The sequence below is a fragment of the Nonomuraea sp. NPDC049419 genome (genome assembly GCF_040676995.1).
Lineage (GTDB): Bacteria > Actinomycetota > Actinomycetes > Streptosporangiales > Streptosporangiaceae > Nonomuraea > Nonomuraea salmonea.
Window position 1 is genome coordinate 398,936 of record NZ_JBFAQB010000003.1, and the last position, 18,785, is coordinate 417,720.

The following is an 18,785-nucleotide window of genomic DNA, read 5'->3' on the forward strand; positions in this document are numbered from 1 at the left end:
GAGGCGGTGACGCGGGTCGAGCGTGCGTTGGCGATCGATCCGCGTGATCCGTGGGCGCTGCTGAGCCGGATCGACTTCCTGCGGTACGCCCGGCGCTTCGAGGAGGCCGAGCGGGCAGCGGCAGAAGCCGAGCGTCTCCTGCCCAGGGACCCAGACGTGTGCACGACGGCGGCGTGGGTGCTGAGCGCTCAGGATCGCGAGGATGAGGCGGTGACGCGGGTCGAGCGTGCGTTGGCGATCGATCCGCGTGATCCGTGGGCGCTGCTGAGCCGGATCGACTTCCTGCGGTACGCCCGGCGCTATGAGGAGGCCGAGCAGGCTGCGGCGGAGGCCGTGCGGCTGCACCCGAGAAATCCGCGCCTGCATGTGGCGGCTGGGTCGGTTTCCAGTAGCCGGCACCGCGAGGAGGAGGCGCTGGCACACGTCGAGCGCGCGCTGGGGATCGATCCGCGTCACTCGCAGGCGTTGCGGAGCCGGATGGACTTCCTGCGGTTCAGCGGTCGGTTCGAGGAGGCGGAGCGGGCGGCGGAGGAGGCCGTGCGTGTGCGTCCTGATGATCCTGATGTGCTCACGGTGGCGGCGTGGGTGTTCAGCGATCAGGACCGTGAGGAGGAGGCGCTGGAGTGGGTCGAGCGTGCGCTGACGGTTGATCCGCGCAACGTGTGGGCCTTGTGCTGGCGTGTCAACTTCCTGCAGTCCGGTCGCCGGTTCGAGGAGGCGGAGCGGGCGGTGGAGGAGGCCGTGCGGCTCCGTCCCGATGATCCTTACGTGTTCACGACGGCCGCGTGGGTGTTCAGTGCTCAGGATCGTGAGGAGGAGGCGCTGCAGTGGGTCGAGCGTGCGCTGGCGATCGATCCGCGTGATGTGTGGGCGTTGCGGAGCCGGATGGACTTCCTGCGGTTCAGCGGTCGGTTCGAGGAGGCTGAGCGGGCGGCGGCGAAGGCCGTGGGTGTCCGTCCCGGTGATCCTGACGTCCACCTCAGCGCCGCGTGGGTCCACAGCGACCGATACCGGTTCGATGCCGCGCTGGAACACCTCGAGAAAGCCTTGGAGCTCGACCCTGGCCGGTCCTTGCTCCTGCGCAATCGGATTGACCTCCTGCGCCGGGCACTGCGCTTCGAGGAGGCGGAGCGGGCGGTGGAGGAGGCCGTGCGGCTGCGGCCCGGCGATTCCGACCTGTACGCGACGGCCGCCTGGGTCTTCAGCGACCAGGGCCGGGATGACGAGGCGCTCGCCTACGCCGGGCGGGCCCTGGCCATCGACCCGCGTAACACGCAGGCGTCGCGTGACCGGGTCGACTTCCTGCGCTCCAGCCGGCGCTTCGAGGAGGCGGAGCGGGCGGCGGAGGAGCTGCTCCGTCAGCGGCCCGATGACCCCGAGGCGCTGACGTCGGCGGCGTGGGTGCTGTGCGCCCAGGATCGTGAGGACGAGGGGCTGGCGTACATCGAGCGTGCCCTGGCCATCGAGCCGGCCAACGTGCGGGCTCTGCGCGCCCGCATCGACTTCCTGCGCTACAGCGGTCGCTACAAAGCGGCCGAGCAGGCGGCGGCGGAGAGTGTGCGGTTGCAGCCCCGGGACGCCGGCATGTACACGGCGGCGGCGTGGGTCTTCAGTGACCAGGACCGCGAGGAGGAGGCGCTGGTCTGGGCCGGACGCGCGCTGGCCGTCGACCCGTGCGACTCGTGGGCGCTGCGCAGCCGCGTCGACTTCCTGCGCTACGCCTGGCGTTACGACGAAGCCGAACGGGCGGCGGCGGAAGCCGTCCGGCTGCGGCCCGACGATCCCGACGTGCACACGACGGCCGCGTGGGTGGCGAGTGACCAGGACCGCGAGGGCCAAGCACTGGAGCACGTAGGTCGTGCGCTGGCCATCGACCGCCGCGATGGGTGGGCGCTGCGGAGCCGCGTCGACTTCCTGCGCTACAGCCGCCGCTATGAGGAGGCCGGGCAGGCGGCGGCGGAGATCGGAGAGCTGCGGCCCGGTGATCCGGAGGCGCAGGTCGCCGCCGCGCGTGTCTTCAGCGACCAGGATCGCTACGACGAAGCCCTGGCCCACCTCGGCCGGGCCCTGGAGATCGACCCGCACAACTCCCCGGCGCTGCGCGGCCGGGTTCGTGCGTTGTGCCTCGCCCGGCGCTATCAGGAGGCGGAGAGCGCGGCGGCCGAGGCGTTGCGGTTGCGGCCGAACGATCCCGAGGCGCACGTCGCCGCGGCGCGCGTCGACGCCGACCAGGATCGGTACGACGACGCCCTGGCCCACCTGGACCGGGCCCTGGCCATCGACCAGGACAACGCCAACGCCCTGGGACGCCGGGTCAGGACGCTGCGCGCGATGCGGGCGTTCAAGGAGGCGGAGCGGGCGGCGACGGAGGCGATCGCGCTGCGGCCCAACAGGATGGGGCTGCGGATCGAGCTGGGCCGCGTGTACGACGACCAGGCCAGGTTCGAGGAGGCCCTGGCCTGCTACGACGACGTGCTGGCCAGGGAAGCGGACAACGTGGAGGCCAGGATCGCCAGGTCGGCGGTGCTGCGGTCGCGGCGGCTGTGCCCGGAGGCGGAGCGGGACATCGCCCGCTGGATCGAGGAGAAGCCGGAGGACCGCTCGCTCAAGGCCGAGCTGGCCTGGATCCACCACGACGAGCGGCGGGCAGGCGAGGCGCGGCGGATCTTCGAGGGCCTGCTGGAGACGGCGATCGGCGGGCGGGAGCGGGCGAAGGCGCAGGGCGGGCTCGGCTGGGTGGCGTTCTCGGCGCAGGAGTACGCGGAGGCCGAGCGCCGCTTCCGCGCCGCCATCGAGGAGGCGCCGGGCGCCAGGGAGTACGAGCTGGGCCTGGCCTGGGCGCTGACCCGGCAGAGCGGCAAGGAGGCCAGGGAAGAGGCGGTGCGGATCGCGCACGACCTGACCGCCGCCGGCGTGAACGCCTCCGCGCACGTGTGCCTGGGCGTGCTGGCCTTCAAGTCGGGCAACCTGCTGTCGGCCGAGTACCACCTGAAGAAGGCGCTCGCCATCGACCCGCACCACGGCGGCCACATCGACCTGGGCGCCCTGTACGTCCAGATGGCCCGCCACGAGGAGGCGGAGGAGCAGCTGCGGCTGGCCGTGACGCGGAAGTGGCACGAGAGCGCAGCCCACATCGAGCTGGGCAATCTCTACCTGCAAGGCGACGAGGAACGCCTGCCGGCGGCGGAGCGCGAGTTCCGTCAGGCGCTGGCGATCGACCCCGATTCCGGACCCGCCTCGATCGGGCTGGCGCAGGCGCTGGCGCGCACGGGCGACGAGGCGGAGGCGGAGCGGGTCCTGCGCCAGGTGCTGGCGCGCCAGGACCACCGGGACCGCTGGCACACCTGTACGGCGCTGGCCAGGCTCCTGGTGCAGCGGGGCGACAAGCAGCAGAACTCCGACCTGTACGCGGAGGCGTACACCGAGGCGCAGCGGGCGATCGGCCTGGCCCCCGACACGGAGGCCGACCCGCACTTCGTGGCCGGTGTCGCGCACCACCGGCTGGGCTCGCTGACGGCGGAGGCGCGGGGCCGCTTCGCCTACCGCCGCCGGGCCATGCACCACCTGCGCGAGTGCCTGCGGCGCGAGCCGAACCACGTCGAGGCGCAGCGCAACCTCAACCTGCTGCAACGTGAGGTGAAGGCGGCGGCGCCGGCGTTGTGGGGCGGGTTCGTGGTGGCGTGCATCTCGTTCGCACTGCTGGCCGTGATGTGGACGATGTTCTTCTTCACCGCGAAGGTGCCGACCACGCTGCTGATGGTGAACACCCCGATCCTGGTGGGCCTGATCACGGTGGCGGCGCTCCTGCCGGCGCTGATCCGGCTGAAGCTGCCGGGCTTCGAGGCGGACCTGCAGGCCGGCGGCATGTCGGTGTCACCGGGCCCCACGGGGGAGAACACGTTCGGGCCCGGCAGGTTCACGGTCACGTCGGGGCCGGGCAAGCTGGCGCTGGCGGAAGGGCCGACCGGGCAGTTGCCGCACCGCAAGTAGTCAGCGGGGCGGCAGGTGCTCGTGGGCCCACTGGGAGATCTGCTCCAGGGCCGGCATGAGCGCCTGGCCGGCCTCGGTCAGCTCGTACGACACGGCGACCGGCGGGCCCTCGTCGACCTTGCGGACGATCAGCCCCTCTTTGGTCAGCGCGGACAGCCGGTCGGACAGGACCGAGTCGCTGACTCCTTCGATGGCTCGTGACAGCTCGCGGAACCCGGCGGGCCCCATGCGCAGGCTCGCCAGCACGACGCCGACCCAGCGCTTGCCGAGCAGGGTGAACGCGCGGGTCAGCGCCTCGTCACGGCGCATGCAGGCTTCCACGGTGTGGGGTGTCGGTGCCGGCATGCCTCCAAACTAGCAGAAAAACTGCCACTTTGATTTTAGTAGTGAGTATGTATAACGTAGCTGCATCTCGATGCCTAGTGAGGAGATGCGTGATGAGTGAGAACCTCGCGGGCACCCGCCCGTCCGTCGTGGTGCTCGGTGGCGGCTACGGCGGCCACAAGGTGGCAAAGCTGCTCGACGACGTCGCCGACGTGACACTCGTGGATCCGTCCGACGCCTTCGTGCACAACGTGGCCGCATGGCGGGCGCTGGTGGAGCCCGAGTGGCTCGACCGGATCTTCCTGCCCTACCGGCGGCTGCTGGAGCACGGCCGGTTCCTGCGTGACAGCGCGGTGGCCGTGGACGGCCGCCGCGTGACGCTGGCGTCGGGGACCACGCTGGAGCCCGACTACCTGGTGCTGGCCACAGGGTCGGCGTACGCGTTCCCCGCCAAGATCGACACCCCGGACACGGACGCCGCCAAGGCCCAGGTGCGCGCCGCGCACGACGCGCTCAGGGAGGCGGGACGGGTGCTGCTCGTCGGCGCCGGGCCCGTGGGCCTCGAACTGGCGGGGGAGATCAAGGCGGCCTTCCCCGGCAAGCACGTCACGCTGGCCGACGTGTCCGACGACATCCTGCCCGGCCCGTTCGAGCCGTCGCTGCGGGACGAGCTGCGCCGCCAGCTCGCCGAGATCGGCGTCGAGCTCAAGCTCGGCACCGCGCTGCGGGAGCTGCCGGCCGCCGAGCCCGCCACCGTGGCGCCCATCGCGATCGCCACCGAGTCGGGGGACAAGCTGGTCGCCGACATGTGGTTCCGCTGCTTCGGCGGGCGGCTGCGGACCGGCTACCTGCGCGGCGAGCTGGCCGGCGCCCTCGACGAGCGCGGCTACGTCCAGGTGGACGAGCTGCTGCGGGTACGCGGGCAGGAGCGGGTGTTCGCGATCGGCGACATCGCCGACGCCGACCGCGACATGGCCGGGTACGCGGGGCGGCAGGGCGAGCTGCTGGCCGCCAACCTGCGCGCGATCATCACCGGCGAGGGCGAACCGGTCCCGTACGAGCGGCAGCCGACGGTCATCGTCGTCCCCCTCGGCCCGGAGGGCGGCGCGGGCCAGCTGCCCGGCCAGGGCGTCGTCGGCGCGGACGCCGCCGCCGAGATCAAGGGCCGCGACATGCTCGCCACCTACGCCAGCGCCGCCTTCGACGTCCCGGAGAAGAACGCCTGACCCGCTTCGGGCCCGGAGCGCGGCCCGCCCGGGCAGCCGCCCGGAAGCCGCCCGTCAGGGGTCCGGCAGGCCGGCGCGGGAACCGCCGGTCAGGGTTCGACGAGGCCGGCGCGGATGGCGTAGCGGGTGAGGTCGAGGCGGTCGCGCATGCCGAGCTTCTGCAGGATGTTCGCCCGGTGCCGATCGACTGTCTTCACGCTGATGACCAGCGTCTCCGCGATCTCCTTGGCGGAGTTGCCCTCCGCGATCAGCTTGACGATCTCCTCCTCCCGCGGCGTCAGGATGCTCTCGGGGATGCGCTCGCCCTCCCGGTCGCGCTGCAGGTAGTCGCGGATGAGCGCGGTGATCGCCCCCGGGTAGAGGAACGGCTCGCCCCGCATGGTGGCCCGGCACGCCTCCAGCAGGTCCTGGTCGGCGACGGACTTGAGCACGTAGCCGGACGCCCCGACCTTGAGCGACTCGAAGAAGTACTGCTCGTTGTCGTACATCGACAGGATCAGGATGCGGATGCCGGGCGCCCGGCGGGAGATCTCCCTGGCCGCCTGCAGCCCGGTCATGCGGGGCATCGCGATGTCGAGGATGGCGAGGTCCACCTCGGTCTCGTCGGCCGCCGCCACCGCCTCGGCGCCGTCGGCGGCCTCGGCGACCACCTCGAGGTCGGGCTCGGCGTCGAGGATCAGGCGCAGCCCCCGCCGTACGAGGGCGTGGTCGTCGGCCAGCAGGATCCGGGTCTTGTTCACGAGGTTGCGCTCCGATTCGCGGGATCCGGGATGTCCAGGCGTACGCACGTGCCCACGCCTGGCGGGGAGTCGACGCTCAGCCGGGCGCCGATCAGCAGGGCGCGCTCGCGCATGCCGCGGATCCCGGCGCCGTCCTGGCGCGCGCCGCCCTGCCCGTCGTCGGCGATCCGCAGCACGAGCCGGCCGTCCTCGGCCTGCAGCGACAGCTCGGCGTGCTCGGCGTGGGCGTGCCTGGCGATGTTGGTCAGGCTCTCCTGCGCGATCCGGTACAGCACCAGCTCGACGTCGGAGCCGAGCTGCGGCAGGTCGGGCTGGACGGAGCGCAGCACCTTCACGCCGCTCATTTGCGACACGTCCGCGGCGAGGGCGTTGAGCGCGCTGTGCAGCCCGAGGTCCTCCAGGACGCCAGGCCGCAGCCGGCGGGCGACCTGGCGGACCTCGTCGAGGCTCGCGCGTACGGTCTCCTGCACGCCGTGCAGCTCCTCCCGCAGATCGTCGGGCGCGCGGTCCACCACCCGCTTCAGCCCGAGCAGCACCACGGTCAGGCTCTGGCCGATCTCGTCGTGCAGCTCGCGGGCGATGCGCCGCCGCTCGCCCTCCTGCGCCGCGAGGGCGTGGGCGCTGCTCGCGCTGCGCTCGGCCTCCAGCCGGTCGAGCATCGAGTTGAACGTCCCGATGAGGTACGTCAGGTCGCTGTTGCCGCCGTCGGGCAGGCGGTCACCGGTGCGCAGCAGGTCGACCCGCTGCATGAGGGCCGTCAGCGCGTCGAGCGGCGCCAGGCTGCGGCGCAGCAGCAGCGCGTTCGCCCCCAGCATCGCGGCCAGCCCGATCAGCAGCACCGGCGCCTCGGCCAGCACGATCGGTGCGGAAATGGTGGCGGGGGAGAACGCCAGCACCAGCGTGCCTATCGTGAAGACCAGCCCGTTGATCAGCACCAGCCGCCGGAACAGCGCCTGAGCCGGAGTGCGCGGCAGGTGCACCGCCCGCTGCGCCGCCCCGCCGGCCACGCGGTCGTCCATGGTTATCAGCCTTCTCGTCCGAGGGCGTCGTCGTCCATCCGGGCTGACTCTCATCCCGTGCCCACGCCTACATGTTGTATCCCCGCGGAGATGGGTGACAGACCCGATGGTTCGCGACCCCTGTCCGCCGCCAGACTTGAGCAGAGCCGGATTGGAGAGACAGCGGATGCCATGCATGCCAGCGACATCGCCGTAAGTTTGCCGACCGTCACCGCCGACGACCTCGTCACCAAGGCGGTCCGCCTCATGGCCCTGGGCCGCATGCCCGGCCTGATCGTGGTGGACGGGCGGGGGCGGCCCGCCGGCGTCCTGCCGGGGACGCAGGTGCTGCGGCTGGCGGTGCCGGGGGCGTACCAGGAGGACCCGGCGCTGTGCCGGACGATCGACGAGGCCCACGCCGACGTGTTCTGGGGGGAGCTGGGCGAGCGGACGGTCGGCGACTGCCTGCCCCGGCGTCCGGTCACCCCGGCGACCGTCCGCATGGAGGCGACGCTGCTGGAGGTGGCCGCGCTGATGGCGCGGCTGCGCAGCCCGATCGTCGCCGTCGTCGGCCGCGACGGCGTGCTCGCCGGAGCCATCACCCTCGAACGCCTGCTCACCAGTCTGGCCCTGGCCCCCGACGACTGACAGAACCAGGCCCGCCGGGCGTGTGCCGCGCGGCCACGCCCCGACCTTTCGGGCGCGGGCCGCCGGCACCGCCGCGGCGACTCCTCTTATCGCGAAAGGTCATCGCCGTGTTCGCCCTTCACTTTGCGCTGCCGTCATGTCCCGGACGGCTGCTGTGTCGTCACGTGCCCGTTGAACGCGGGCTCTCCGCCGACGGGCAGGCCGGCCCGCCGGGGCGGAACGGATGAGCGCGATACTCGCACTGGCCATCTTCATCGTGGCGTTCTTCTTCATCGCCACGGAGAAGGCCAACAAGGTCAAAGTCGTCCTCGTCGCCGCGGGTCTGATGGCCGTGCTCGGCCTGATCCCCGGCGCCGAGGTGTTCTTCTCCGAGCACGAGGGCATCGACTGGAACGTCATCTTCCTGCTGCTCGGGATGATGATCATCGTCGGCGTCATCAAGCAGACGGGCGTCTTCGATTACCTGGCCATCTGGGCGGCCAAACGCTCGAAAGGGCGGCCGTACCGGCTGATGGTCATGCTGATGGGCATCACCGCCGTCGCCTCGCCGTTCCTCGACAACGTCACCACCATCATGCTGGTGGCGCCGGTCACGATCGTGGTGTGCAACCGGCTGCGGATCGCGGCGCAACCGTACCTGATCGCCGAGGTGCTGGCGTCCAACATCGGCGGCGCGGCCACGCTCATCGGCGACCCGCCCAACATCATCATCGGCAGCCGCGCGGGGCTGACGTTCAACGACTTCCTCGTGCACATGGCGCCGGTCGTGGTGGTCATCTTCGCGGTGTTCGTGCTGTTCACGCGGGTGTTGTTCCGCAAGTCGTTCCAGTACAACGCCGAGCACGTCGCCGAGGTGATGGCGCTGCAGGAGCGGCGGGCGATCACCGACATGCGGCTGCTGGTGCGCTGCCTGATCGTGCTGGCCGCGGTGGTGACGGGGTTCGGGCTGCACGCGGTGGTGCACGTCGATCCGTCGATCGTGGCGCTCGTCGGCGCCGGCGTGATGCTGCTGGTCTCCCGTGCGAACGTCGACGAGGTGCTGCGCGAGGTCGAGTGGCCGACGCTGGTGTTCTTCGCTGGGCTCTTCGTCATGGTGGCGGGGCTCGTGCACACCGGCGTGATCGCGGCCATCGGCACCTGGGCGCTGGACGCCCTGGGCGACGACTACCTGGTCGCCGCGACGGCGCTGCTGTTCGGCTCCAGCGCGCTCGGCGCGTTCTTCGACAACATCCCGTACGTCGCCACGACCGCCCCCATCGTGGAAGGCGTCGTCGACGCCGCCGTCGACCCGCAGGCCGGTCAGGCGCTGTGGTGGGCCTTCGCGCTCGGCGCCGACTTCGGCGGCAACGGCACCGCGGTCGCGGCCAGCCCGAACGTGGTCGCCCTCGGCATCGCCGCGCGCAACGGCCACAAGATCACCTTCTGGCAGTTCACCCGGTACGGCATCGTCGTCACCGTGCTGAGCACCGTGCTCGCCTGGCTGTACGTCTGGCTGCGCTACTTCACCTGACCCGGCGCCCCTGGTGTCCTCAGGGTTGAATCAGGGGCGATCACCGATGATCCGGCCGGGCGGCAGCGGGCATTGTGGCCTGTATGAACCCCGCAAGCCGTCTGGCCCAGATCTCCTTCACCGCCGGACCCGCCGCCCTGCTCGCCGGCTGGTTCCTCCTGCGTCCCGTTCACGGCGACACGCAGCCGGGGCTGTGGTGGACGGCGGCGCACCTCGCCTGGTTCGGCGGCTTCCTGATGTTCGGGCTGATGACGCTGGCCATGCGGGGCCTCGCCCAGCCGGTCTCCGGCGGCCGCCGGGTGGTGGTGGAGGCGGCGACCGGGGTCGCGCTGTTCGGCGTGGCGGCCAACCTGACGCAGCTCGTCATCGACCTGCACGCCGGGTTCGTCGCGTCCGACGGGGCCGGGCTGCGGGCGCTGCTGACGCAGGCGCGCGGCTATCCGGGGATCGAGCTGGTCGTCTACACGCCGGGGGCGCAGCTGTTCTTCGGCGCGGTGCTCGCGCTGGCGGCCGTGCTCGCCGTGCTGCGCCGCGTCACCCCGATCAGCGCCGCCGTCACCGCCGGCGGAGTGATTCTGCTGGGCGCCGCCACCCTCCAGGAGGGCAAGGCGACGGCGCTGGCCGCCGTCGGCATGGCGGTCATGTGGCTCGGGACGCTGCTCCTGGGCCGGGGGCCGTCCGGCGACGGCCTCCCCGCCGCCACCCCGACCCAGGTCTGACGCGCGGTTCAGCGGGCGAGGGGCGGGCACACCGGTTCGTACGGGCGGTCCGGCAGGTGGCGGTGCCACTCGGCGGCCGTCAGGGTGCGGCCGGCCCGGATGCAGACGGCCTCGGTCAGGCCCTCGACCGTGGTCGGCAGGCGGGTCAGGCGGCCGCCTCTGCCGACGGCCAGCACCTCGGCGGAGCCGGCGGTGAAGGCGACCGAGCGGGCGCTGCCGGTGAGCCCGACCGGCGGGCCGATCCGCCGCCCCTGGCGGACGTCCCACAGACTGAGCGTGTTGTCCTGGGAGGCGTAGGCGAACAGCCGCCCGTCCGGCGAGAGCGCCGCGTCCCACGGCGCGCCCTCCACCCGCATCCAGCCGCCGATCTGCGCGCCCGTCGCGGTGTCCCAGACCCCGACCTTGTCGGCGAAGTTCACCGCGACCAGGTCGAGCCGCGCGCCGAACCACACGTCGTCGGCCCGCCCCGGCAGCGGCAGCCGGGCGCCGAACGGCGTGTCCGTCTCCAGGTCCACCAGCCGCCGACGGACCGTGTCGAGGCCGACGAGGCGGCCGTCGGCGGTGGCCGTCCAGCCGAGCAGCCGTTCCGGCCGCGGCACCTGCTTGAGCCGCCGCCCGCCGGGCAGCCCCCACAGCGTGAACGTCCGCTCGCCCGCCGTCCACAGGCCCTTCGAGGTGGGCAGCACCGACGCCGCCTCCCTCTCGTCGGCGAACCTCGGGGCGAGCGCGGCCAGCTCCCGCCAGGAGGCGACGTCGCGGACCGTGACGTGGTCGCCGCGCCGGACGGCCAGCAGCCGGTTGTCAGGGCTGAACGCCAGCTCGCTGTCGTAGTCGTCGAAGGCGCCGGTCTCGCGGCGGCGGCCGTTGAGGGTGATCTCGGTGCTGCCGAGCGCGTGCATGGCCACCGTACGGCCGTCGCCGCTCAGCCGTACGGTGTCCATCGGCTCGTCGGACGGCGGGGCGGGCACGAGCGTCACCACCGTGTCGTCGCTGAGGTAGCGCAGGCCGTCGGGGCCGAACGCGGCGGCCGTCACCGGGTCGGGCGGGCGGCGCTCCAGCAGCAGCGGCTCGTCGGCGCCCGGCCGCCACACCGTGATCTTCGCACCGACGCCCGCGACCAGCTCGCCGTCCTGGCTGAACACCGGGATCGCGTGGTCCTCCCAGCCGCGCAGGACGGCCAGCTCCTCGCGGGTGCGGGTGTCGTACACGGTCAGGCCGTCGTCGTCGCTGATCGCCACCCTCGTGCCGTCGGGGCTGAACGCGGCGGCGCTGTCGCAGTCGGCGCAGACGCCCGGGTAGCCGGGGCGGCGCTTGCCCGACGGCAGCAGGTAGCGGTCGGGGCCGGCGACCGCGTACCCGCCGTGGGGGTGCACGGCCGGCCGCCGCAGCGCGGGCAGCGGGGTCGTCGTCCCGGTACGCCAGTCGTGGACCTGCGTCCCCTGCCCGATCGTCACCAGCAGCCGGTCCCCGCTGAACGCCACCGACACGTCCACGCCGCCGGGCGCCGCGATCCGCCGCCCGACCGGCCGCCCGGTGGCCACCTCCCAGACCCCGATCCCGGAGTCGTCGGCGACCGCCACCACCTTCCCGTCGCGGCTGACCGCCACCTCCCGCAATCTCCCACTCCCGCCTTGGGGGGTTCCGGCTTGGGCGACGCTCCGGACTCCGGCCTCGGCACCGGAGCGGGGCAGGGTGGTGATGGGGGCGGTGAAGCTTCTGGTGCGGTGGCCGGTGGTGACGTCCCAGACCGTCACCTCGTCCGGGGTGACGCTGATCAGGAAGCGGCCGTCGGCGGTCAGGGTGCGGACGACGTCCGGGCCCGTCGCCGGGTCGCGGAAGGAGGTGGTGGCCGGGTCGGACGCGGCGGCCAGCAGGCTCGACCTGGCCTCGGCGGTGGGGGAGAGCGTGCCTGAGGCGGCGGCGAGCAGCATGCCGAGCACCGGGTCGCGGCCCCGTACGGCGTCGGAGGCGGCGGCCAGCCTCGCCGAGTCGGCGGCGTCGCGCTGCCCGGCCAGGGTCGCGCTCTGCCGCCAGGCCAGCCCGCCCGCACCGACGGCGAGGGCGAGCAGGGCGGCCAGGCCCACGGTCAGGAGCCTGACACGGCGGGAGCGACGGCGGGTGAGGGTGGCGGAGGAGGCCAGGAAGTCGCGCTCCGCCGGGGTGAGCGTGAGGTGCGTGCGGTCGGCGGCGGCCCAGCGCAGCGCGTCGTCCAGGGTGCTGCCGTGGAACAGGTCGGCGTCCCTGCGGCCGTGCTCCTGCCAGCGGCCGGTCGCCACGGTGATGCGGCGGTGCACGGCCAGGCCGTCGCGATCGGCCTCGATCCACTCGCGCAGCCGGGGCCAGGCGAGCGGGAGCGCGGGGCGCAGCAGGCGTACGGGGTCGCCGCAGGACACCAGGTACGTGAACGCCCTCAGCACCCGGTCCGTCCCGTCGGGCAGCTCCGACCTGCGGGGCGCGCGCAACGCCAGCTCGCCCGCGTCGGTCACGGTCACCAGCCGCAGGAACAACACGGGCACGAGCAGCCGGTCCTCGGGCGCGAGCGACGCATAGGCGTCCTCGGCGATCACCCCGAGCGCGGGGTCGGCCTTCGCGCCGAACGCGGCCCCGATCCGGCCCCCGTCACCGGCCCCGAGGGCGAGCAGCTGCGCCGTGTCGATGGCGCCTCGCCCGGCGATGGTGGCCTGGCCACGGCGACCGCGATCGGCGGTGCTTCTCATGAGGACGTGGGCAGCGGGGTCGGTGCCGGTCAGGAGGGAGAGCAGGAGGTCGCGGGAGGACGGCCGGAGGTCCGGGTCCTTGGACAGGGCGGCCTTGACCGGGCGGTGAAGGGAGGCGGGCAGCACCGACAGGTCCGGGTCGTGGGTCAGGACCTGGTGCATGACCGCGCCGGCCGAGTCGCCGGTGAACGGGTCCTCGCCGGTGGCGGCGTACAGGACGACGGCGGCCCAGGCGAAGACGTCGGCGGCGGGGCCGGCGCGCAGGCCGGAGAGGACCTCGGGCGCGAGGTATCCGGGCGTGCCGGTCACGTTTTCTGTGGAGCTGAGCGTCATCTCCCGCGTACGTGCCACGCCGAAGTCGATGACCCGCGGCCCGTCGGGCCCGAGCAGCACGTTGCCCGGCTTGAGGTCGCGGTGCACGACACCGGCGTCGTGCACCGCGGCGAGCGCCGTGGCGATCGCGGTGGCCAGGCGGTGCAGGTCGTCGCCGCCGAACGTACGCCCGGCATCCCGCAGGCTGGGCCCCTCGACGTACGCGCTGACGATGTACGGCCGCGGCCCGTCGAGGTCGGCGTCCAGCACCCGGGCGGTGCAGAACGGCGCGACCCGCCGCGCGGCGGCGGCCTCCTTGGCCAGCCGCTCGCGCAGCCGCGGCGCCCCGGCCGGGTCGCCGCGCAGCACCTTGACGGCGACCCGCGTGCCGTCCTGGTCATAGCCCTCGTAGACGACTCCCTGGCCGCCCTCGCCGAGCCGGCCGGCCAGCCAGTAGCCGCCGAGCCGCTGCGGGTCCCCGTCGATCAGTGGACTGCTCATGCCTGGTTGGACGGCGGTGGTGACGCAGAGGTTGGGTAAAGGTCACACCCTGTGTCCGTTGACCCAGACGTTACGCAGCTCGAACCCGGTCACGTCGGTCACCACGTCGGCCTCGGTCATGTTCTCGAACACGCTTGTGCTCACCTTCACGCCCCTGATCGGGTTGCCGGGGTTGCCGATGAGGGTGAACGCCCTGGGCGCGGTCCCGGCCCGCAGCCGGGTGATCTCGATGCCGCCGACGTCGGGGAAGTGGGGCCCGGTGTGCTTGTTCTCGTAGTTGAGCGCGACCTCGATGACCGCGTCGGCGGCCTGCCCGACCTTGACGTCCTTGACGTGAACGTCCCTGACGTAGCCGCCGCGCTCGGGGTTGGTCTTGATGCGGATCGCGCGCTCCAGGCGGGGGCTGCTCATCTCGCAGTTCCAGGCGAACACCCAGCGCACGCCGCCGGTGGTCTCGCTGCCGACGGTCACGCCGCCGTTGCCGTCGCGCATGACGCAGCCGGTGACGAGGACGTTGAGGCAGGGCTCGTTCACCCGGCGGCCGTCGGCGTTCTTGCCCGCCTTGAGCGCCACGCAGTCGTCGCCGGTGTCGAACGTGCAGTTCTCGATGAGCACGTCCACGCAGGACTCGGGGTCGCAGCCGTCGTTGTTGGGGCCGCGCGGGCTGTCCACGGTGACGCCGCGGATCGTGACGTTCCTGCACAGGACGGGGTGGATGTTCCACATGGGGGAGTCCTTGACCGTCACGCCCTCGATGAGCACGTTGCGGCAGCGGTAGAGCTGGATGAGGTTGGGCCGCAGGTGGTGGCCCTCGCCGAACACCCGCTCGGCGACCGGCACGCCGTCCTCCGCCAGTTGCGCCAGCAGCCGTTTGTCCGGGCCCTCGGAGGGCGGGGGGTCGTTCGACCAGTCCCACCAGTGCGTGGCGTCGGCCTGGCCGTCGATCACGCCTGAGCCGGTGATGGCGATGTTGGTACGGCCGTGGGCGTAGATGAACGGGGAGTAGTTCATCAGCTCGATGCCCTCGTACCGGGTGGCCACCACGGGCAGGTAGTCGGCGGGGTCGCGGCTGAAGCGGATGGTCGCGCCCGCCTCCAGGTGCAGCTCGACGTCGTCGGCCAGGTGGATCGCGCCGGTCAGGTACGTCCCCGCCGGCACCAGCACCCGGCCGCCGCCGGCCGCCGCGCACGCCTCGACGGCCCGGCGGAACGCCTCGGTGCACGGGGTGGCGCCGTCGCCGGTGGCGCCGTACCGGGTGATGGGGAACGTGCGGGCGGGGAAGCGCGGCGGCCTGATGCGCCGCCTGATGGCGGGCACCCGGCTCCACGCGGTGCCCGCCTCGGCGGGCCCGGCCAGGGCCGGCGCGATGACCAAGCCGCCGAGCGCGGCGCCCAGGAACGTTCTGCGGGAGTGCTGCATCGATGTCCTCCGGATCGAAGCGGGGGGTTCAACCCTTCACGCCGGTGAGCGTGATGCCCCGGATGAAGGTGCGCTGGGCATGGTGGCCGGCAGTGCGGACCGCATGTACGGGCTGAGGTAGCGCCGCGCGCCTGCTCATGCCCATGCCGCGCCGACCCCTCTGTGCTCGGTCATGCGGTGCTCGCCCACCAGGTACGGCTCCGCCCGCCGCACCGCCGTGTAGAAGTGGTGCAGGCGGCCGTCATGGGCCACGACGGCGGGCTTGTGCGCGTACGTGTCGTCCACGCTTCCGGGCGGGCCCACGTCAACGAGGATCTCGGAGCCCTTCTCCCAGGTCCGCAGGTCGCGCGAGACCGCGTACCCCTCGCGGGCGTGCCCGTCGAAGGAGAGCCCGAAGTAGAACATCACCCACCAGTCGCCGTCGCGCAGCACGCACGGGTCGGAGGCGAAGCGCTCGTCGAACGTGCCCTGGCCGCCGTTCGGCACCACCGGCAGCGGGCTGGGGCGCTCCCAGCGCCGGAGGTCGGGGGAGACGGCGTAGCCGATCTGCTCGCGCCAGCCGTCGTAGGTGCGGTTCTTGGCGTTGTAGAAGCAGTAGTAGAGGCCGTCGTGGCGGAGCAGCCACGACTTGTACAGGCCGCCCCGCTCCCACGCGCCGCCGTCCTGCGGCCGCAGCAGCGACCCCGTGTCCGCCCAGGTACGCAGGTCGTCGCTGACCACGAACCCGATGATCGCCGCGCCCGACTCCATGCCCGCCTCCGGGTAGGCGTGGTAGGTGCCCACGGCCTGCCCGTCCAGCCAGGTGACCTGCCCGTCCGAGCCGAGCCTGTTGTCGCGCACGATCGAGGTGAGCGCGGCGTTGTAGCGGCGGTAGGGGTGATCGGGGTCGCGGGGGAACACCACCTCGCCCGGCGTCCACGTCGTGAGGTCACGTGAGCGGCTCAGCGCGGTCTGGTAGCCGGTGCCGTCGAAGCCGACGTACGTCATGAGGTACTCGCCGCCGTCGGAGCAGACGAACGGGCAGTCCACGAACAACGCGTCGAACGCGCCCGGCTCGCCCGACGGGCCGATGAGCAGCCGGTCCGCCTTGTACGGCGTGCGCAGCCGGGCGGGGTCGTACGGGATCACCGGCCCGGTCACCGCCGCGCCCCGAACGTCCACCGGCCCGCAGGGACCTCCCAGGCGCGCTCGCCGACAGCCTGGGCGGCGTCGGGCGCCCGCGCCGCGCCGAGGTCGGGCAGCCGCACCTCGGCCGTCGAGCCCGGCGGCACCTCGACCTCCAGCTCGTACGCGCCGTCCGCCCGCCGCCACGCCACGCCGACCTCCCCGTACGGGGTCGCGGTGCGGGCGGTCACGGACGCCAGGTCGCCGGGCGCGGCCGGCGCGATCAGCAGGTTCTGGAACCCGGTCGAGCCAGGCGCCTGCCCGATGCCGCCGAGCCCCCGGTAGAACCAGGCGTCGATGGCGCCCAGCATGTAGTGGTTCTGCGACAGGCCGCGGGTCGGGCCGTCCCACGCCTCGGTGAGCGCGGTGGCGCCGTTGCGCACCTGGTAGCCGTAGCTCGGGTGGGTGGTCGAGGTGGCGAACCCGTAGAGCGCGTCGTGCCGGCCCGCCCTGGTCAGCACCTGGTAGAGCGCGGGCAGCGCGACCTCACCGACCGTGATCTCGCCCGCCCGCACGGCCGCGCTCAGCTCGTCCAGCGCGTCCGGCACCAGCTCGGCCGGGACGACGCCCATGTCCAGCGCGAACACCTGCGAGGCCTGGCCGCCGCCGCCGAACCGCCCGTCCTTGAGGAACGCGCCGGTGAACGCGGCCGAGATCGCGTCCGTCAGCGCCTTATACCGCTTGGCGTCGTCGCCGCGGCCCAGCGCCTCGGCCGCCCGCGCCAGCGTGCCCGCCGCCCGCCAGTAGCCCCACGTGGACACCAGCGGCACCTGCGTCGTGTCGTCCAGGCCGAACCAGTCGCCCAGCCCGTGCCGCAGGATGCCGTCGTCGGCCTTGCCCGTCAGGTAGCCGACGTAGCGGGCCATCGCGTCGTAGTGCCGCTCCAGCGCGGAGGCGTCGCCGTACCAGCGGTACATCTGCCACGGGATGCGCACCATCGCGCCGCCCCAGTTCGGGTCGTCCCTGAAGGCGCCGTCGAAGACGAGGTACTCCGGCGCGATGTCCGGCACCAGGCCCTCGGGCGTCTGCGCCTCGGCGATGGTGACCAGCAGCTCGCGCAGGTACGCGGCCACGTCGTAGTTGTAGGCCACCACGTCGAACAGCAGGTGGGTCTGCTCCAGCCAGCCCAGCTTCTCCCGGTGCGGGCAGTCGGTCAGGACGCTGTACATGTTGCCGCGCACCGCGCGGTCGATGATCCGGTGGATGCCGTCGAGCAGCGGGTCGGAGGTCTCGAACCGGCCGATCACGTCGTTGTCCGCGCGCAGCGCCAGCCCCGCCAGCGCCTCGCGGCCCGCCTGCTCGGGCAGGCCCTGCACCTCGACGTAGCGGAAGCCGTCGTAGCGGAAGCTCGGGCGCCAGCGCTGCGGGCCCTCCTTGGTGACGTACGTGTTGAAGATCGGCGCGCCGGTCGTCGGCTTCGACTGGATCACCCGGCCGAACGCGTCGAGCTGGTCGCCGGGCACCAGCCGCAGGTAACGCCCGGCCGGCAGGTCGAGCCGCAGCTCCGCCCATCCCGCGATCACCGTGCCCACGTCGAAGACCGGCGTGCCGTCGGCGGCCGTCAGCTTCTCCACCGCCGGCAGCTCCTCGGTGACCCGGATCGGCGGGCAGGCCCGCGCCCGCAGCGTGCCGGTCGCGTCGGGAAGGGCCACCACGGGCCGCCAGCCGGAGCGGTCCGCGCCGGGGACGTCCCAGCCGGGCAGCTCCAGGCGGGCGTCGTAATCCTCGCCGCCGTACCAGTGGGAGCGGGTCGTCGGGCCCTCGCCGGCGAGCCAGCCGGCGTCCGTGCGGAACCGCTCCTCGCGGCCGTCGGCGTAGCGCACCTCCAGCTGCGCGATCGCCTTCGGCGCCGCCTTCGAGCCGTAGAACTTCATGTAGCGGTCCTGGTGCGGGAACACGTGCGCGATGCCGGGGCCGAGCGCGAGCCCGAGCGCGTTGCGCCCGTCCCGCAGCAGCGCCGTCACGTCGTGCACGGCGTACGCGACCCGCCGGGTGAAGTCCGTGTACGCCGGCTCCAGCACGGCGTCCGTCACCGGGGAGCCGTTCAGCGAGGCCACGTAGACGCCGAGCCCGGCGACGTACAGGCGGGCCCGCGTCACCCGGCCCGACGCGGTGAACTCGCCGGCCAGCAGCGGCAGCGGGCGGCCCTCGCCGACGCGCGGGTCGCCGCCCTCGTCGTACCAGCCGGGGTGGGTGATCCAGGACGCCGTCCAGTCGCCCGGCTCCAGCAGGCCCAGCTCGAAACGGGCCGGCTCGCTCCACCCCGACCAGCGGCCGGCCTCGTCGCGCGTCCTGACCTGCCAGCGCGCGGCGGTCCTGCTCGCCAGCGGCGCGCCGCCGTACACCACGCGCTGGCCGGCGGACTCGACCTCGCCGCTGTCCCACAGGCCGTCCACGCGCACGTGGTAGGCGGTCTGCGTGGCGGCGCCGGTCAGCCGCCAGCTCAGCACGGGACGGGTGGCCTCGATGCCGAGGGGGTCGGTCAGGTCACACGTTCGCAGGTTCGTCGGCAACGGG

Annotated in this window: 12 protein-coding genes; 5 read left to right on the forward strand and 7 right to left on the reverse strand. The window is 73.1% G+C overall.

Annotation, left to right across the window (positions count from 1 at the left end; all coding sequences use genetic code 11):
* On the forward strand, positions 1-3,990 hold a 3,990-nt coding region (locus tag AB0K12_RS11885), incomplete at its 5' end, for a tetratricopeptide repeat protein (protein ID WP_364558705.1).
* On the opposite strand, the gene AB0K12_RS11890 is transcribed toward AB0K12_RS11885, so the two are convergent.
* Positions 3,991-4,299 (reverse strand): helix-turn-helix domain-containing protein, encoded by a 309-nt coding sequence (locus AB0K12_RS11890; protein WP_364558708.1) that lies wholly within the window; start codon positions 4,297-4,299, stop codon positions 3,991-3,993.
* Between the two features lie 128 nt (positions 4,300-4,427).
* Between AB0K12_RS11890 and AB0K12_RS11895 the strand changes: the two genes are divergently transcribed.
* On the forward strand, positions 4,428-5,540 hold the full coding sequence (locus AB0K12_RS11895; RefSeq protein WP_364558711.1) for an FAD-dependent oxidoreductase: 1,113 nt from the start codon (positions 4,428-4,430) through the stop codon (positions 5,538-5,540).
* 89 nt (positions 5,541-5,629) lie between these two features.
* On the opposite strand, the gene AB0K12_RS11900 is transcribed toward AB0K12_RS11895, so the two are convergent.
* A complete protein-coding gene (locus AB0K12_RS11900) occupies positions 5,630-6,280 on the reverse strand; it encodes a response regulator transcription factor (protein WP_364558714.1) in 651 nt (216 codons plus the stop codon).
* Entirely contained in the window at positions 6,277-7,299 is a 1,023-nt protein-coding gene (locus AB0K12_RS11905; protein WP_364558717.1) for a histidine kinase, read from the reverse strand. The genes AB0K12_RS11900 and AB0K12_RS11905 overlap by 4 nt, the downstream gene beginning before the upstream one ends.
* 171 nt (positions 7,300-7,470) lie before the next feature.
* Between AB0K12_RS11905 and AB0K12_RS11910 the strand changes: the two genes are divergently transcribed.
* From AB0K12_RS11910 to AB0K12_RS11920, 3 genes are all read left to right on the forward strand, one after another.
* The gene (locus AB0K12_RS11910) at positions 7,471-7,926 is read left to right on the forward strand and encodes a CBS domain-containing protein (protein ID WP_364558720.1); all 456 of its coding nucleotides are present in this window, start codon (positions 7,471-7,473) and stop codon (positions 7,924-7,926) included.
* Between the two features lie 223 nt (positions 7,927-8,149).
* Positions 8,150-9,436: an ArsB/NhaD family transporter gene (locus AB0K12_RS11915; protein WP_364558723.1), complete on the forward strand. Its 1,287-nt coding sequence runs from the start codon at positions 8,150-8,152 to the stop codon at positions 9,434-9,436.
* Between the two features lie 83 nt (positions 9,437-9,519).
* Entirely contained in the window at positions 9,520-10,155 is a 636-nt protein-coding gene (locus AB0K12_RS11920; protein ID WP_364558726.1) for a hypothetical protein, read from the forward strand.
* Positions 10,156-10,163: 8 nt separating this feature from the next.
* On the opposite strand, the gene AB0K12_RS11925 is transcribed toward AB0K12_RS11920, so the two are convergent.
* The 4 genes from AB0K12_RS11925 to AB0K12_RS11940 form a co-directional block, all read right to left on the reverse strand.
* Complete coding sequence (locus tag AB0K12_RS11925; RefSeq protein WP_364558729.1) at positions 10,164-13,685, reverse strand: serine/threonine-protein kinase; 3,522 nt, start codon at positions 13,683-13,685, stop codon at positions 10,164-10,166.
* Positions 13,686-13,727: 42 nt separating this feature from the next.
* Positions 13,728-15,104, reverse strand: coding sequence for a glycoside hydrolase family 28 protein (locus AB0K12_RS11930; RefSeq protein ID WP_364558731.1), 1,377 nt, complete (start codon positions 15,102-15,104; stop codon positions 13,728-13,730).
* Positions 15,105-15,239: 135 nt separating this feature from the next.
* On the reverse strand, positions 15,240-16,265 hold the full coding sequence (locus AB0K12_RS11935; RefSeq protein WP_364558734.1) for a hypothetical protein: 1,026 nt from the start codon (positions 16,263-16,265) through the stop codon (positions 15,240-15,242).
* Entirely contained in the window at positions 16,241-18,781 is a 2,541-nt protein-coding gene (locus AB0K12_RS11940; protein WP_364558737.1) for a family 78 glycoside hydrolase catalytic domain, read from the reverse strand. Before AB0K12_RS11940 ends, AB0K12_RS11935 begins: the two co-directional genes overlap by 25 nt.
* Between the last annotated feature and the right edge of the window lie 4 nt (positions 18,782-18,785).

What these genes read in the sequence shown, in the direction of transcription:
- AB0K12_RS11910 (WP_364558720.1), top strand. Translation starts at nt 7,471, where the DNA reads ATGCATGCCAGCGACATCGCCGTAAGTTTGCCGACCGTCACCGCCGAC.
- AB0K12_RS11915 (WP_364558723.1), top strand. Translation starts at nt 8,150, where the DNA reads ATGAGCGCGATACTCGCACTGGCCATCTTCATCGTGGCGTTCTTCTTC.
- AB0K12_RS11925 (WP_364558729.1), bottom strand. Translation starts at nt 13,685, where the DNA reads ATGAGCAGTCCACTGATCGACGGGGACCCGCAGCGGCTCGGCGGCTAC.
- AB0K12_RS11930 (WP_364558731.1), bottom strand. Translation starts at nt 15,104, where the DNA reads ATGCAGCACTCCCGCAGAACGTTCCTGGGCGCCGCGCTCGGCGGCTTG.
- AB0K12_RS11920 (WP_364558726.1), top strand. Translation starts at nt 9,520, where the DNA reads ATGAACCCCGCAAGCCGTCTGGCCCAGATCTCCTTCACCGCCGGACCC.
- AB0K12_RS11890 (WP_364558708.1), bottom strand. Translation starts at nt 4,299, where the DNA reads ATGCGCCGTGACGAGGCGCTGACCCGCGCGTTCACCCTGCTCGGCAAG.
- AB0K12_RS11905 (WP_364558717.1), bottom strand. Translation starts at nt 7,299, where the DNA reads ATGGACGACCGCGTGGCCGGCGGGGCGGCGCAGCGGGCGGTGCACCTG.
- AB0K12_RS11895 (WP_364558711.1), top strand. Translation starts at nt 4,428, where the DNA reads ATGAGTGAGAACCTCGCGGGCACCCGCCCGTCCGTCGTGGTGCTCGGT.